The organism is Streptomyces sp. NPDC002851 (assembly GCF_053591935.1).
In genome coordinates this window covers 143,311-157,735 of the sequence record NZ_JBSFUT010000004.1, presented here as the reverse complement: position 1 = coordinate 157,735, position 14,425 = coordinate 143,311, and the positions used below count along the sequence as shown (strand labels likewise).

13 protein-coding genes and 3 pseudogenes are annotated in these 14,425 nt (G+C 72.1%); 10 read left to right on the top strand and 6 right to left on the bottom strand.

The genetic code is table 11. The annotated features are described in order from the left end of the window. Window positions 1-8: 8 nt before the first annotated feature. The 3 genes and pseudogenes from ACWD10_RS06065 to ACWD10_RS06055 all read left to right on the top strand — a co-directional run bounded on the left by ACWD10_RS06065 (window position 9) and on the right by ACWD10_RS06055 (window position 2,162). Window positions 9-1,238: an FAD-dependent monooxygenase gene (locus tag ACWD10_RS06065; RefSeq protein ID WP_451087502.1), complete on the top strand. Its 1,230-nt coding sequence runs from the start codon at window positions 9-11 to the stop codon at window positions 1,236-1,238. Between the two features lie 206 nt (window positions 1,239-1,444). Beyond that, window positions 1,445-1,549, top strand: a pseudogene (locus ACWD10_RS06060) (hypothetical protein); the annotation flags it as partial. A gap of 124 nt (window positions 1,550-1,673) precedes the next feature. Further along, window positions 1,674-2,162 carry an MFS transporter gene (locus tag ACWD10_RS06055; protein WP_451087500.1) on the top strand — a complete coding sequence of 163 codons (489 nt, stop codon included), beginning with the start codon at window positions 1,674-1,676 and terminating at the stop codon, window positions 2,160-2,162. Between the two features lie 72 nt (window positions 2,163-2,234). On the opposite strand, the gene ACWD10_RS06050 is transcribed toward ACWD10_RS06055, so the two are convergent. The 3 genes and pseudogenes from ACWD10_RS06050 to ACWD10_RS06040 all read right to left on the bottom strand — a co-directional run bounded on the left by ACWD10_RS06050 (window position 2,235) and on the right by ACWD10_RS06040 (window position 4,592). Further along, entirely contained in the window at window positions 2,235-2,462 is a 228-nt protein-coding gene (locus ACWD10_RS06050) for a ferredoxin (RefSeq protein ID WP_451087498.1), read from the bottom strand. A gap of 10 nt (window positions 2,463-2,472) precedes the next feature. Then, a pseudogene (locus ACWD10_RS06045) lies at window positions 2,473-3,670 on the bottom strand (cytochrome P450). 460 nt (window positions 3,671-4,130) lie between these two features. Beyond that, window positions 4,131-4,592 (bottom strand): nuclear transport factor 2 family protein, encoded by a 462-nt coding sequence (locus ACWD10_RS06040; protein ID WP_451087496.1) that lies wholly within the window; start codon window positions 4,590-4,592, stop codon window positions 4,131-4,133. Window positions 4,593-4,720: 128 nt separating this feature from the next. On the opposite strand from ACWD10_RS06040, the gene ACWD10_RS06035 reads away from it, so the two are divergent. Together ACWD10_RS06035 and ACWD10_RS06030 are read left to right on the top strand one after the other, a co-directional pair. Continuing rightward, on the top strand, window positions 4,721-5,290 hold the full coding sequence (locus ACWD10_RS06035; protein ID WP_451087494.1) for a PadR family transcriptional regulator: 570 nt from the start codon (window positions 4,721-4,723) through the stop codon (window positions 5,288-5,290). Beyond that, the gene (locus tag ACWD10_RS06030) at window positions 5,277-6,092 is read left to right on the top strand and encodes an SGNH/GDSL hydrolase family protein (protein WP_451087492.1); all 816 of its coding nucleotides are present in this window, start codon (window positions 5,277-5,279) and stop codon (window positions 6,090-6,092) included. The genes ACWD10_RS06035 and ACWD10_RS06030 overlap by 14 nt, the downstream gene beginning before the upstream one ends. A 238-nt stretch (window positions 6,093-6,330) precedes the next feature. On the opposite strand, the gene ACWD10_RS06025 is transcribed toward ACWD10_RS06030, so the two are convergent. Beyond that, window positions 6,331-6,933: a hypothetical protein gene (locus ACWD10_RS06025; protein ID WP_451087490.1), complete on the bottom strand. Its 603-nt coding sequence runs from the start codon at window positions 6,931-6,933 to the stop codon at window positions 6,331-6,333. 145 nt (window positions 6,934-7,078) lie between these two features. Here ACWD10_RS06025 and ACWD10_RS06020 point away from each other — a divergent pair, with 145 nt between their 5' ends. From ACWD10_RS06020 to ACWD10_RS06010, 3 genes and pseudogenes are all read left to right on the top strand, one after another. Continuing rightward, on the top strand, window positions 7,079-9,769 hold the full coding sequence (locus tag ACWD10_RS06020; protein WP_451087488.1) for a Helicase associated domain protein: 2,691 nt from the start codon (window positions 7,079-7,081) through the stop codon (window positions 9,767-9,769). Window positions 9,770-10,142: 373 nt separating this feature from the next. Then, window positions 10,143-10,232 (top strand): annotated as a pseudogene (locus ACWD10_RS06015) (TetR-like C-terminal domain-containing protein); the annotation flags it as partial. A 28-nt stretch (window positions 10,233-10,260) separates the two neighbouring features. Beyond that, window positions 10,261-10,545 (top strand): hypothetical protein, encoded by a 285-nt coding sequence (locus ACWD10_RS06010; protein ID WP_451087828.1) that lies wholly within the window; start codon window positions 10,261-10,263, stop codon window positions 10,543-10,545. Here the strand turns inward: ACWD10_RS06010 and ACWD10_RS06005 are convergent. After that, window positions 10,536-11,156, bottom strand: a complete 621-nt coding sequence (locus ACWD10_RS06005) for a winged helix-turn-helix domain-containing protein (protein WP_451087486.1) — start codon at window positions 11,154-11,156, stop codon at window positions 10,536-10,538. The two genes, ACWD10_RS06010 and ACWD10_RS06005, sit on opposite strands and share 10 nt — an antisense overlap. Before the next feature lie 267 nt (window positions 11,157-11,423). Here ACWD10_RS06005 and ACWD10_RS06000 point away from each other — a divergent pair, with 267 nt between their 5' ends. Further along, window positions 11,424-12,047, top strand: coding sequence for a TetR/AcrR family transcriptional regulator (locus ACWD10_RS06000; protein WP_451087484.1), 624 nt, complete (start codon window positions 11,424-11,426; stop codon window positions 12,045-12,047). 93 nt (window positions 12,048-12,140) lie between these two features. Further along, window positions 12,141-12,761, top strand: coding sequence for an SRPBCC family protein (locus ACWD10_RS05995; RefSeq protein ID WP_451087482.1), 621 nt, complete (start codon window positions 12,141-12,143; stop codon window positions 12,759-12,761). A gap of 11 nt (window positions 12,762-12,772) precedes the next feature. Here ACWD10_RS05995 and ACWD10_RS05990 read toward each other — a convergent pair whose 3' ends face one another. Further along, on the bottom strand, window positions 12,773-14,215 hold the full coding sequence (locus tag ACWD10_RS05990) for a sulfatase-like hydrolase/transferase (protein ID WP_451087480.1): 1,443 nt from the start codon (window positions 14,213-14,215) through the stop codon (window positions 12,773-12,775). Window positions 14,216-14,425: the final 210 nt, after the last annotated feature.

Here is a 14,425-nt window from a genome sequence, read left to right as displayed (position 1 = left end):
AGAGCACATTGAAAGCGATCATCTGTGGCGCGGGCATAGCCGGACTCGCTCTGGCCGCGCGACTGCGGCACCACGGCTGGGACGTGCTGGTGGTGGACCGGGCCTCCGGGCCCCGGCGCCAGGGTTACATGATCGACTTCTTCGGTCCGGGGTACGAGGCACTCGACGCGATGGGGCTGCTGCCGCGGCTGCGTGAACTCGGCCACCGGACCTCGGAGTTCTGCTATGTGGACGAGCGCGGGCACCGGCTCGCCACGGTCGGCTACGACAAGTTCACGCGCGCCGCCGGGGGTGGGCTCGTCAGCATCATGCGGCCCGATCTGGAACGGCTGCTGCGCGAGGCGGTGCGGGCGGACGCCCGGCCCGGCGGCGCGGGCCGGGTGGAACTGCGGTACGGCACGACCGTCGAGCGGGCGGAGGGCCGTAGCGTGACGCTGTCCGACGGCGAACGGCTCGACGCGGACCTGCTCGTGGGCGCCGACGGCATCCACGCACGGATCCGCTCCCTCCTCTTCGGGCCCGAGCGGGACCATCTGCGGCTGCTCGGCATGCACACGGCCGCGTACGTGTTCCGTGATCCCGAACTGTTCCAGCAGGTACGAGGACGCTTCGCGCTCACCGACACGACGTACCGCCAACTGGGGCTCTACGGCCTGGACGACAACCGCGTGGCGGCCTTCACCGTGCACCGCACCGGCGTCGGCCCCGGCGCCGAGGAGCTACCACGGGATTCGCGGGAGGCGCTGCGCGAGGTGTTCGGGGGCATGGGGCCGTTCGTGGAGCGGACGTTGGCGCACTGCCCGCCGGGCGAGGAGATGTACTACGACCAGGTCGCCCAGGTAGAGGTGGGCTCCTGGTCGACCGCCACCCCATCCGGGGCCGATGGCACCGGCCACACCGTGCTGATCGGGGACGCCGCCCACGCCGTCTCCCTGATCGCGGGGCAGGGCGCATCCCTTGGCGTGGCCGGTGCGTACGTTCTCGCGGAGCGGCTCGCGGCGGCGGGCTCGGTCGGCACCGCGCTCGCCGAGTACGAGGAGCGGTGGCGGCCGGTGGCGGCTGCCGTGCAGGCGCAGGCCCGCAACCGGGTCGGCGAGTGGTTCCTGCCCACCTCCACGACCCGGCTCCGGATCCGCCGCTGGGGCTTCCGTGCCCTGAACCTGCCGGGTTTCGACCGCGCGCTCGGCGGCGCTCTCTTCCCCAAGTCCCGTACGACGGTGGCACATTTGAGCGCGTGACCTTGTCCAAGGGGGGCGGCCGGGCGTCACGCCCCGCTGCGGATTCCGGCGTTCCGGCGCTTTCTTTGTCTTACGGATCACGATCCGTGCCGTCGGCCCGGCTGCCGGATCTGGGGGCTGCGCCCCCAGCGCCCCCCCTTCGCCCCTGAACGGGGCTCGTCCTCAAACGCCGGACGGGCTGAATTGATGCCCCGGCGGCACAGGGCGTGGTGCGACAGATCGTGCCGGACGAGCAGTTGCAGCAGGCCAACGCGCTGCTGCGGCTGCCGAGCAATGTGGTCAAGGTGCTCGGGCCGGTCGCCGGGGGTCTGCTCGTCGGCTTCGGCGGGCCCGCGTGGGCGCTCGCGCTCGACGCGTTGACGTTTGTCGCCGCGGAGCATTACACGGGGGCGCGGTCCTGGGGTTTCGTTCAAGGGGCCTTTCGCGCTCGGCCTGTTGGGCGGGACGGTGGTCTGTCTACGGTGGCGGCCGCGCCGCCCGCTGGCCGTGGCCGTCGTCGGCTCCGCCGCGCTGGTGCTGCCGCTGCTTGCGCTGGGGCTCGGGCTCGCGCTGCCGGGTGTGCTCGTCGGTGCGGTCCTCGCCGGGGTCGGCCTTGATATCGCGATCGTCGCCTGGACGACGGTGTTCCAGGCGCACGTTCCCGTCCACGAGTTGGGCCGGATGAGCTCGTTCAACAACGTCGGGGAGCGCCTGGCCATCCCCGTCGGCTATCTGCTCACCGCGCTCGCCTCGCACGCGTGGCCGCCGCGTACCGTGCTGCTCGCCTGCGCCGCGGTGATCGTGGCGGCGACCGTCGCCAACCTCTGCGTACGCGACGTACGACGCATCGGCCGGACGCCGGACGAGGACCCTGATCCGGGTCCGTGTCCGGGGCCCGGTCCCGGTCCGCGTCCGGATCCAGGGTCGTCGTCCGCCAGGCGTTGAGCCGTGCCTCCGCCCGTGCGCCCGTCGTATGCATGCCGCACCGGTACCGGACACCGTCAGTCCGTCAGTCCGTCAGTCCGTTCCGACGCTGAGCGCCTGCACCGGGCAGGCCCGTAGCGCCTCCCGTACCGCCGGATGGCCGCTGTGTTCCTGGCCGGGCAGTACCTCGCTGAAGCCGTCGTCGTCCTGAGTGAAGACCTCCGGTGCGGTGAGGGCGCACATGCCGGCGCCGACGCATCGGTCGTGGTCGATCAGGATGCGGCCGCCCGGGTCCGGTGCCTCGCCGTTCGTCGTACTCATCACGGGCCTCCTACCAGGTGACGGGGAGTTCCAGCATCCCCTGGATGGTGTCGCCCGGCTTGAACGGGATCTCCTCGGCGGGGACCGCGAGCCGCAGGTCCGGCAGGCGCTGGAACAGGGTGCGCAGGGCGATCTCCAGCTCGGCGCGGGCGAGGTTCTGGCCCAGACACTGGTGTATGCCGAAGCCGAACGCAAGGTGGTGGCGGTTCGAGCGGTGCCAGTCGAGTTCCTCGGGTGATGTGTACACCTCGGTGTCGCGGTTGATGACGGAGGTCGGGAAGACGACGCCGTCGCCCTCGCGGATCGTGACCCCGGCGTCGGCGCTGAACTCGATGTCCTCCGTCGCCACCCGCATGATCCCGTCCGCGATGGACAGGAAGCGGAGCAGCTCCTCCACGGCCGACGGGATGAGGTCACCCTCGGCGCGGAGTTCGGCGAGCCGGTCCGGGTGCTGGAGGAGCGTGAAGGTGCCGAGCGAGATCATGTTGGCGGTGGTCTCGTGCCCGGCGACGAGCAACACCGTGGCCAGGCCGACGAGTTCGGGCCGGTCGAGCTCGCCCTCGGCGGCCTGCCGCTGGATCAGCTCGTCGAGCAGGCCGTCCCCCGGAGCCGTGAGCTTGCGTTCGATCAACTCGTAGAAATAAGCATCGAGTTGGTCGGCGGCCCGCTCCACGTCCTCGGCCTTCGGGCCGCGCAGCAGACGGCGCGACATCTCCTCGAAGAAGTCGTGGTCGTCGTAGGGCACGCCGAGCAGGGCGCAGATCACCATCGACGGCACCGGCAGCGCAAAGGCCTCCACCAGCTCGGCGGGCGGGCCTTTCCGCTCCATCGCGTCGAGGAGGCCATCGACGGTCTCCTGAATGCGCGGGCGGAGCGCGGCTATCCGCTTTCACCGAGAAGCTGGGGATGAGGGTGCGCCGCTGGGTGTTGTGCACCGGGTCGTCCTCGCCGACGAGCGCGACCCGGCGGTCCCGTACGGAGGCGAAACGCTCGGTGGGGATCGGGAACCCCGGGCGCCGTCGGTCGCTGGACAGGCGCGGGTCGGCGAGCAGTTCACGGGCGGCGGCGTGTCCGGTGACGGCCCACACGGAGCGGCCGTCGAACAGCGCGACCCGGGACAGCGGACGCTCGGCGCGCAGCGGCTCGTACTCCGTGGGCGGGTGGTAGGGGCATGTGCGGTTCTGGGGAAAGGCAACTGCTTCCGGCATGACGTGACCTCGCTCGCCGACGGGCTCCTGGTGATACGACTGCTCTGTGGCCGTGGCCGTGGCTGCGGCAGTGGCTGTGGCTAGTGGCAGTGGCTTTTGGCTGTGACCAGTGGCAGTGGTTTGTGGCAGTGACTGCCATCTGTAGCCATTGGATGCCGGGGGCACCTATTAGGCCAACGGCAACTCAGGCCAGTTCGGCAACGCGGGTAGCTGGCCGGTCTGCACCCTTCCCAAGGCCGGGTCCGGCGCGTTCGGCGCGACGATCACGGGGCGAGGGCGCGGGAGACGGGATACGGGGCGACCGCGCGGTGGCCTGAAGTTCCCGTAAGTAAGGGCCGGAACAAATCCGTTGCGGCGCACAGGAACAGGTGCCGTACGGCCAGCGGCCGGTCAGACGCTCCGGTCCCCCGCCACCTCACGGCACAGCTTCTCGGCGCGGAGCGGATGGGAGTGCCGCCTGTCACTGCCCGCCGGGCGCCGGAGCACCCGGGACCAGGCCGTCCGCGACGAGCCCGGCGAGCACCGCCTCGCCCAACGCCTGCACAGCGGACTGCGGCCGGACCATGACCGTGAACTCCTTGATACGGCCGTCCTCGTCGAAGTGCAGCAGGTCGATGCCGTGGATCTGCTTGCCGTTGACGACGGTACGGAAGAGCAGCACCGCCGAAGGCGCCTCGGCACCGTCGGAGCTCGTTTCGGCGGTGCCCTCGTACGCACCGACGTACCGGAAGTCCTCGAAGGTGCGAAGGAGCACCCCGAAGAGCCCAAGAACCATGGGCTTGCCCTCGAAGGGCGTGAATTTGACCGGGCTGTAGAAGCGGATGTCGTCCGTGAACAGGTCCTCCATGGCGGCGAGATCGCGACTGTGGACGGCGGCGCGGAAGCGGTCGGCGGTGGCGGAAGCGGCAGCGGTGGTGGTCATGGGCCCTCCTGGGAAACGGCACCCTGGCTAGTGGCTCTTGGCTAGTCACATTCGTGAGTAGTCAGATTCATGAGTACCATGGGTACGCGCCGCTGAACAGACGCGGCCGTCCGACGGGAGGCGATCCGATGGCCTTGCGGCACGCCGTACTGGCAGCGCTGCTCGACGAGGAGCTCAGTGGGTACCAGCTGGCGAAGGCGTTCGACGTCGGCGTGGCGAACTTCTGGTACGCGCAGCCTCAGCAGCTGTACGCCGAGCTGACCCGGCTCGAGCAGGACGGGCTGGTCGAGGGCCGGGAGGTCGTGCAGGACAACCGGCCCAACAAGCGCATGTTCCGGGTCACGGACGCCGGGATCACCGAGTTGGACCGGTTCGCGGCCGCCGCGGCCAAGCCGTCATTCATCCGGGACGATCTGACGGTCAAGGTGCAGGCCGCCGACCATGTCGACACCGAAGCGCTGATCGGGCAGCTCACCGAGCGCGCCGGGTTCGCCGAGGCCAAGGTCGAACTCTTCGGCAAGCTGCTGCGCTCGATGCGGGGCGAGCGCACCGAGGACGAGTTCCTGCGCGACGGCGAGCGCATCGGCCCGTATCTGACCTGCCTGCGCGGCCTGGACTTCGAGCGCGGCAACCGGGACTGGTGCACCCGTACCATCGCCGTCCTGCGCGCGAGGCAGGCCGCCCGTGCCGCTCACTGACCAGTACGAACACGAGCGCGATAACGTCCATGGCCTGCGCTATGTCGCCCTGGGTGACAGCCAGACCGAGGGCCTTGGTGACGGTGACGACACGGTGGGGCTGCACGGCTGGGCGGACCGGCTCGCCGAGCAACTCGCCCTGCATGAGCCGGAGTTGCAGTACGCCAATCTGGCGGTACGGGGACGCCTGGCGGGCCAGGTGCACGCCGAGCAGCTCGGCCCCGCGCTCGCGCTCCGGCCCGGCCTGGCGACCGTGGTGGCCGGGGTCAACGATCTGCTGCGGCCGCGGTTCGACGCCGACGAGGTCGCCGGTCATCTCGAGGCGATGTTCGCCGCGCTCACCGCGCAGGGCGCCCGCGTGGCCACCGTCACCTTCCCTGACGTCACGCGCCTGATCCCGCTCGCCCGGCCCCTCGGCCCGCGCGTGACCGCCCTCAACGAGCGGATCCGGCACGCCGCCCGGCGCCACGGCGTGGCCGTCGCCGAGATCAGCGGGCACGCCGTGTGTACCGACCTACGCCTGTGGAGCGCGGACCGGCTGCACGCCGGCCCGCTCGGCCATCAACGGATCGCGGACGCCGTCGCGCACGCCCTCGCGCTCCCCGGCAGCGACGACACCTGGACCTACCCCCTGCCCCCGTCGGCGCCCCCGACACCCACCGGCCTGACGGCCGAACTCCGCTGGGCCACCACCTTCTTGGGCCCCTGGCTCTCCCGCCGCCTGCGCGGCCGCTCGTCCGGCACGGACCGTACGGCGAAGCGCCCGGACCTGCGCCCCGTACCGCCGGACCCGGAACGCTGAGCTCACATCCGCTCAGGGCGAATCCGCCCACACGATCGGGTAAGCTGCCCGCTGTGCGGAGCGAGAACCAAGCTCCGTACGCGTGCTGATCGAGAACCAAGACAGCACAGTCAGAGCTTTGCTCTACCAAACCGGGCAGGTTCCGTCCCGGCTGGTGTTGAGGGAGTAAGACCCTCGAGGTGCTACCTCGGGAGGCTTCCTGAGCCAGGAATCCCCCTGCTCTAGCTGGGGGGAGGGTTCAAATGGACCCGCAGCCACGCCTCGACGGGTCGTACGGCAGTTTGGCGGTAGGGCGGACCGGAGCCAGGAGCGTCGCGTGGCCCCGGCTCGCCGCCGCCTGCCGGAGGGCGGCGAGCATGCGGTACGAGAGGCCGCGGCCCAGATACGCGGTGTCGACGGTGATCTCGAGGGCGCTGGCGATGGTCGGGGCACGCCCGTGCCGCCGGTCCTGGTACGCCCACGTCAGGACGCGGTCCCAGCCCTGGTCCGGGGTCTCCTCGCGGCCGTCGAGCTCCGCGTGGAACGGCACGCTCAGACCGCGCGCCACCACACGGTCACCGTCCGGATCCGTCGCCACGACGCAGTACTCCGGGAAGTCCTCCGCCACCCGGCCGAGCAGCGTCGACGCGACCAGGTCGTGCGGCACGAAGGCGGGCCAGTCCTCGGCGATGTCGTACAGGCGGCCGGTCAGCCAGGGCCGTGCCGCGAGCGAACCGATCTCCAGGCCGTCTATGCCCTGGACGTCGTCGGCGGTTCCGTCGCCGTGTCTGTCGTTGTTGTCGCTGTCCGCGTGTCTGTCGTTGTTGTCGTCGTTGCCGTTGTCGTTGTCGTTGTCCGTCACGGCGTGGACGCTGCCACAGTGCCGTCCGCCCTGGCCACGGTTTTTGCTCCCTGCTGCGGCGCCCCGCGCCCCCGCGCCCCCGCGCCCCCGCGCCCCCGCGCCTAGAATGCAGACAGGATGTGGTGAGAGCAGGAGGCAGGCCCCGGTGCAGACGCTGATGCCACATCAGGTGACGGGCTGCGAGGCGGTCGTACGCGCCCTGGAGGTACCGCCGGACGCGACGGAGCACGCCGTGCGGGCCCAGGTCCGGATGGCCTGCGGCACCGGCAAGACGCGGCTCGCCGCCGAGGTGGCCAACCGCGTGGCCGGGGGCGGACGCGTCCTCGTGGTCGAGCCGACGCTACAGCTCGTGCGGCAGAACCTGCTCGCCTTCCGCCGGGACGGCGGCCGCCGCGGCGCCATGGCCGTGGTCTGCTCCATGAGCCCGAGCGACAGCGTACTCGTCGCACACGAGGCGCCCTCGACCACCAGCCCCGCCCAACTGGCCTGGTGGTGGAGCCGGTTGGAGCGGCAGGGGCACCGCACCTGGACGGTGTTCACGACGTACGCCTCGATCCCCACCGTCGTCGCGGCGCACGCCCTGCGGGTGCCCGGCATCCCGCCCCTGCCCGCCTGGGACCTGATCATCACGGACGAGGCGCACCGCAGCGCGGGCACCACCACCTGGGCCCAGGTCAACGACCAGTCCGCCGTGCCCGCCCGGCGCCGTCTCGCACTCACCGCCACCCCACGGGTCTGGAGCACCTTTCCCCGGCTCAGGGACCTCGACGCAGGTGCGACGCCCGGTCTCGTGGCGTTCCCGGCGCCCGCCGACGTCGCGCCGCCGCCCTCACCTCGTCCTCCCTCCCCCGCCCTCGGTGTACGCGTCCCCGTGGCGGGTGTGGAGCAGCCGCTCGCCTCCATGGACAACCCGGTGTCCTTCGGACCCGTGGCGTACGAGCTGTCCCTCCAGGAGGCCCAGGCGCAGGGGCTCGTGGCGCGGTTCCAGATCGTGGTCGCGGAGATCGACGACCCCGTGTTGCAGCAGGCCGTGGCCGAGGAGGGGCGCTCCGGGGTCCGCGTGCGCGGGCTGTATCTGGCCGCGCAGCAGGCCGCGTTGCTGAAGGCGGCGCGGACGTACGGGCTGCGGCGGGTCCTCGCGTACGCGAACCGGGTCGAGGACGCCGAGGCGTTCGCGGACACGCTCGCCGCGCAGGCCGGGCGGCTGCGCCGCGCGGGCGTGCGCGTGCCGCGCCGGGTCTGGAGCGCGGCGCTCTCCGCGCAGCACACCGCCGAGGAACGGCACGCCGTGCTCGGCCGGGAGCTCGCCGAGGGCCGGGACCTGCGCGGCAGGCCGCTCGACCTGAGCGTGGTGGCCTCGGTACGGGTGCTGCGCGAGGGCGTCGACGTACCGGCCGTGGACGCGGTCGCGTTCGTCGACCCGCGCGCCGGGGCCATCGACCTCGTCCAGTGCGTCGGCCGTGCGCTGCGGGTCCCCGTCGAGCAGCGGCCGGACCGGGCCGGGGAGTTCGGCGCCGGTCCCGCGGAGAAGGTCGCCACGATCGTGGTGCCGGTGGTCCACCTGGAGCCGGGCAGCCGGGACGACCTGTACGGACCCGCGTGGGACCCGCTGCTCGCCCTGCTGCGCGCCCTGCGCGCCCACAGCGAAACCCTCGTCGACCGGCTGTCCACGCCGCGTACACCGCATCGGCCGCCCATGGCCGAACACGGAGAGGACCGCGAGGCGCGGGAGGCCCCGGAAGCGGAGGCCTCGGAAGCGGAGGCCCCGGGCCCGGCGGCGGAGGAGCCCGGCGGGGTACTGCGATTCCTGCTCGGCGAGCGGGACCCCGGGGAGATCGCCCGGTGGGTACGGCTCCGGGTGCGCGAGAGCCTCGCCGACGATTCCGCCCGCGCCCTGGCCGCCGCCGAGCGCTACCGGGAACGCACCGGCCATCTGCGGGTGCCCCGCGCACACCGCGAGGGCGACGTGCTGCTCGGCGTACAGCTGGAGAGCTGGCGCAAGGCACACCGCGCCGGTGAGCTGGACCGGGGTATCGCCGCCCGGCTGGACCGGCTCGGCATCGTCTGGTCGCCCCGCGCGGACGGCTGGCAGGCGATGTGGCGGGCCGTCCGCGCGTACGGCGAGCGCGAAGGGCATCTGCTGCCGCGCCGTGACGAGATCGTCGAGGTGGACGGCCGGGAGCACGCGATCGGCCGGATCATGACGGACTGCCGTCGGCCCGCGTTCGCGCGCCGATGGCCGGAGCGGGTACGGGACTTGGACGCGCTCGGCATTCCGTGGCGGGTGTCCGGCCCATGGCACGCCGGGTGGCAGCGCCGCCTCACCCTCCTCGACCGGTTCCTCGACGACGGCGGCGACCTGGCCGAACTGCTCGCCGGTTCCCGCCTGTTCGGGGGCGAGGACCTGGGCCGCTGGGTCTCGGGCCAACTCGCCCGCTGGACCTTCCTCGCCCCTGAGCAGCAGTCCGAACTCCTCCGCCGCGGCATCGGGGCCCGGGCCGGAGCCGGACCGGCCCCGACCGTCGGTACGCGGAAGCCGTCCCGTACGGCCGCCCGTCGCCGCAGCCGGGCCGAACGCTTCGAGCTGCTCGTCACCGCGGCCCGCCGCCACCTCGACGAGGTCGGCCCGCTGGTCGACGCGCACGGCCGCCACATCGTCGCCCCGGCATGGACCACCGTCGTCGACGACGTCGACATCCACCTCCGTCAGCGCCTGCACACCGCACGCCAACGCAGATCCGGCCTCACCGACGAGCAGTTGGGCCTGCTCGCGGAGCTGGGCCTGCCCTGGGCGGACGAGGAGCGCGACCGTCGGCGGGGCACAGCTGCTCCCTAGGACCTGTCCAGCGGATCTTTCCCCTAACCCGCCCCTTCCCGAAACTGGGGGCCTGCGGCCCCCCAGACCCCCACCCGGGGACTTCTCCCCCCAGACCCCCTTTGGGGGCTTCGCCCCCTAACCTCGCCCGGGGCTTCGCCCTCCCAACTCCAGCTGGGGCTTCGCCTCCTAACCCCGCCCGGGGCTTCTCCCCCTAACCCCGCTGGGCGCTTCGTCCCCTGGACCCCCAGGGTCTGGGGCGGCGCCCCAGTTGCGGGAAGGGGCGGGTAGGGGACAAGGCCGCCGCAGGCACCAAGATCCGCCGGACACGCCCGAGGGGTCTCCAGCTTTCCTAGCGGTCGGGCTGCGCCGCAGCGTCGAGCTGACGTACGGCATGCTGCGCGGCTACGGCCTGAGCGAGCTCGATCTGACCGACGCGGGGCGGCTGTCGCGCAGCACCTTCCACGGGTTCATCCACCTGGAGCTCGGCGAGGGCTTCGGCCACCCCCGAGATGTGGCGGACACCTGGGCCCACTCCCTCGACCCGTCGCGCTCGACCTGCTACCACGGCGCCGGACCTGGAAGCACTCCGCGCCGCCGCGGACCGCCGGGTGCTCGCCGTCGGCCGGGACTCGCGCGGTCAGGAGGCGTTGGACGGTCCGGCGGTGCGGATCGCCGGGCAACTCGGCGGTGACGTGGTGGAGTTCCCGGGCGGACACCTCGGCGCGACGGAGCGCTCCGCGGAGTTCGCGGAGACGCTCCTGTCGGTGCTCGACAGAGGCGACGCTCAGACGTAACCGGCCTCGTCGGGCACGTACTTGTAGCCGACCCTGCGGACCGTCACGATCCGGTGCCGGTGTGCCGCGCCCAACTTGCGGCGCAGCCGGGCGACATGGACGTCCACGGTGCGGCCGTCACCGACATGCCCGTACCCCCAGACCCCGGAGACCAGCGACTCACGGGAGTGCACCCGGTGCGGCGTGCCGACGAGCCGGGCGAGGAGCTCGAACTCCAGGTAGGTCAGGTCGAGTTCACGCCCGTCGACCTGAACGACCCGCTGCTCGGCGTCGATGCGTACGGCGTCGATGCGTACGGGGTCGGTGCGGGGGTCGGCCGCGGGACGCGCCGGGCCCGTAGCGGGGTTCGGAGCGATACCCGTCTGCGCGAGGCCCGGGGCGACTCCCGGGGCGAAGAGCGTGGCCGGATCCGTGCCTTCGGGAACGAGGACCAGATAGCCGACGAGCGGCGCACCACTCTCGTCCACCGCACTACGGTCGCGGCCCGGCGCGGGCATCACGCGGAGCCGACGCAGTTCGGACAGCGGGGCGGTATGGGCGGAGTTGGCGGAATGAGCGGTACGGGCGGGCGCGGTGGCCCGGCGGGCAGGGCGGGGCGGTGCCGTGGTCATGGCAGTCATCCTTCGGAAGCAGCAAGACAGAGGCGAAGGGGGCGAGTTATACGCCCTGCTCAGCACGGCACGCGGCACTGACGACATGGCCGAAGTCGACATGCCGACGACGCACGAGCCGCTGCTCCAGAGGTGACATGCGGACCATCCTGCGCCCGCCGACGCACCACGTCAACATTTTCCTAGTGATTTGATGGGAATCACAGGTCTCAGGCACCAACTCCCGCACCCCACCGCCCCCTTCACCATGTGGTAGCAATTTCAGCCATGACGCCGAAACCCGCCGGACGCTCCCACTATCACCACGGCTCCCTGCCCGCCGCCCTCACCGAGGCCGCCCTGGAAGTGCTCGACGAGCGCGGCCCCGAGCAGGTCTCCGTGCGGGAAGTGGCGCGGCGGGCGGGGGTCTCCCCGGGGGCGCCGTTCCGGCACTTCGCGGACCGGGAGGCGCTCATGACCGCGGTTGCCGGGCGGGTGCTTGCCGACTTCGAGGGGTGGCAGCGGGCCGCGGTCGCCCATGCGAACCCCGACAGGCCCGCGCTGCACGCCTTCGGGCTCGGCTTCGTACGGTACGCGCTCCGCTATCCGCACCGGTTCGCGCTGGTCAGGACCCGGGTCTTCCACGACCACCCACCGGCCGAACTGGCGCCGTACGTCGCGGGGATCGACCAGGCCCTCACGGATGTCGTCATCGCGGGGCAGGAGGCGGGCGAGCTGCGCGAAGGGGACCCGGTGGCGCTCGGGCTCGCCGGGAAGGCGATGGCGTACGGCCTCGCCCAGATGATCGTCGACGGCTATCTGCCGCCCGACGAGGCGGAGCGGCTCGCGGAGCAGTCCCTGGACGCCCTCGGCATCGGCCTGGTGAGCGAGGCGTATCTGCGCGGGGAATGAGCCCCAATTTCCCTGCCTTCCAAGGGCCTTGACCTTGACCACCTCGAAGCGCACTGATGTAATCGCTGATTACATCAGTGGAGGAGGCATTTCATGGCGCGGCACATCCCACGCATCCCACGGTTCCCGGAGCCCGCCGCCACCGGCAGCGTGACCGTTCAGGTGTCCCCGGCCGAGGCGTACCGCGTGATCAGCGACCCCGTCACGATGGCCGGGTTCGCGGAGGAGGCGTACCGCGCCCGCTGGGTGGACGGTGCCACGGGGCCCGCGGTGGGCCATACGTTCCGCGGCCACAACCGCAACGGGCTGCGCCGCTGGGTCACCGCCTGCCGGGTCACCGACGCCGAACCGAACCTGCGGTTCGCGTACGAGGTGAAGACCCTTCCGTTCGGGATCCCGATCTCCCGCTGGCAGTACGACATCGCGCCGCACCGCTCAGGCGGCTGCCTGATCACCGAGACCAACTGGCTGCGCGTCCCGCTGTGGTTCATCCCCATGGCCATCACCGTCACCGGGGTGATCAACCGCATCGGCACCAACAACGCGCACATCGGCACCACTTTGCAGCGCCTCAAGCACCACCTCGAGACCACCGCGACCAGCGCGAGCACTGCGAGCACCGCGGCCACCCCGACCAGCCCGACCAGCCCGACTACCGCGGCCACCAGGGCCACCAGGGCCACCGACTCCGCGCGCCGACCAGCCTCCCACTGACCGGACCGGACCTACTTGCCCCGCACCTGGTGCCCGAAGCGAACCCCGTCCCACGCGAGGCCCCCGACCTCGGGATCCGCTCGGCGACCGCCCGCCGCGCGGGGCGGGGCCGGGTCGATGACCGCGGCCGGTTCCTCCGTACGTCCGAGCCAGGCGAGCAGCCGGTCCCGTAGCCCGTCGGCGATGGCGCGGTGGGAGTCGAGTCCGGCGAGGTTGTCGAGTTCGTACGGGTCGGCGTGCAGGTCGTACAGCTCGGTCTCCGTATAGCGGGGCGCGCCGGGCTCGTTCCAGGCGTCGGCGTCCGGCGCCGTGACCGCGTACTTCCATCGGTCGGTACGCAGGGCCCGGCCCACGTGGTCCTCGCTGATCTGGACGTAGACGTCCTCCGGGCGGCCGGGGTCGGTGCCGCCGCCGGTGAGGGGCAGCAGGGAGCGGCCGTGCAGACCGTCGGGCAGCGGGAGGCCCGCGGCGTCCAGGAGTGTGGGCATCAGGTCGACCGTGCTCACCGGGTGCCGGATCGCGCCGCCGCCCGTGAAGCCGGGTCCGGTCAGGGCGAGCGGGACGCGCACGGAGGCCTCGTGGGCGGAGCGCTTGTACTCGCCGTTGCGGGTGCGGAAGTGGGAGCCGTGGTCGGCGGTCCAGGCGAGCACCGTGTCGTCCGCGATGCCGAGGCTGCGCAGCGCGTCGCGGAGCCGGGCCACGCCCTCGTCGACGCGTTTGATCTGGCCGAGGTAGCCGCCGATGTGGCGGTGCGGGCCGCCGCGGGGTGCGTGCGGGCCGAGGGCCGCGAGGTCCGGGGGGAGCCAGCTGCCTTCGTAGCGCTCGCGGTAGCCGTCGGGGGCCGGATAGTCGTCGGTGGCGTTCTGGTGGTGCGGTTCGAGCAGGGACAGGAAGAGCAGGAAGGGGCGCTCGTGGTGGTCGGCGACGAACCGGATCGCCGCGTCGACCAGCGCGTCCGAGCGGTAGCCGGGCAGCCGCACCGGCTCGCCGTCGCCGTCGAAGAGCACCGTGCGGTACGCGTCCGAGGTGAACTCCAAGCGGTCCGAGACGAGCCACTCCTGGAAGCCGCCGCGCCGCTCGGGCGGCACCGGGCCGTCGGGCTGTTCCTCGCCGGACAGATGCCACTTGCCGATGTAGCCGGTGACGTATCCGGCCTTGGCGAACTCGCCCGCGAGCGTGGGCAGTTCGCGGCGCAGCGGCAGGCCGTTACGGAACACCCCGGTCGCGGTCGGGAAGCGGCCGGTCTGTAGCGCCGAACGGGCGGGCGCGCACACCGGGTTGGGCGTGATGGCCGTCCGTACGTGGCTGCCCTCGCGGGCGATCCGGTCGAACTCCGGGGTGACATCGGCCGGGTTGCCGTGCACACCGGTGGTGTCCCAGCGCTGCTGGTCGGTCAGGACCACGATCACCGAAGGGTGGCGCGCCGAAGCCTTGCTCACCGAGGGGTGCGTCATGGACACGATCGTCACGGGGTACCCGCGGCCCGTCAAGATCCGGTTGACCGATGGGCGGGGCCGGTCCCACAATGGCCCGCATGATCCTGCACCTGACCGCCGCCCTGGGGACCTTCAACGTCCCATGGCGCTGCGGGTGCGAGCGATCGGGTCGATAGCTCTACACAGCGGTCCCCGTTCGCGCTTTCCCTACTCGCACCCAGAGGATCA

What these genes read in the sequence shown, in the direction of transcription:
- ACWD10_RS06005 (WP_451087486.1), bottom strand. Translation starts at nt 11,156, where the DNA reads ATGACCACGGCACCGCCCCGCCCTGCCCGCCGGGCCACCGCGCCCGCC.
- ACWD10_RS06010 (WP_451087828.1), top strand. Translation starts at nt 10,261, where the DNA reads ATGTGGCGGACACCTGGGCCCACTCCCTCGACCCGTCGCGCTCGACCT.
- ACWD10_RS05990 (WP_451087480.1), bottom strand. Translation starts at nt 14,215, where the DNA reads ATGACGCACCCCTCGGTGAGCAAGGCTTCGGCGCGCCACCCTTCGGTG.
- ACWD10_RS06035 (WP_451087494.1), top strand. Translation starts at nt 4,721, where the DNA reads ATGGCCTTGCGGCACGCCGTACTGGCAGCGCTGCTCGACGAGGAGCTC.
- ACWD10_RS06050 (WP_451087498.1), bottom strand. Translation starts at nt 2,462, where the DNA reads ATGAGTACGACGAACGGCGAGGCACCGGACCCGGGCGGCCGCATCCTG.
- ACWD10_RS06000 (WP_451087484.1), top strand. Translation starts at nt 11,424, where the DNA reads ATGACGCCGAAACCCGCCGGACGCTCCCACTATCACCACGGCTCCCTG.
- ACWD10_RS05995 (WP_451087482.1), top strand. Translation starts at nt 12,141, where the DNA reads ATGGCGCGGCACATCCCACGCATCCCACGGTTCCCGGAGCCCGCCGCC.
- ACWD10_RS06040 (WP_451087496.1), bottom strand. Translation starts at nt 4,592, where the DNA reads ATGACCACCACCGCTGCCGCTTCCGCCACCGCCGACCGCTTCCGCGCC.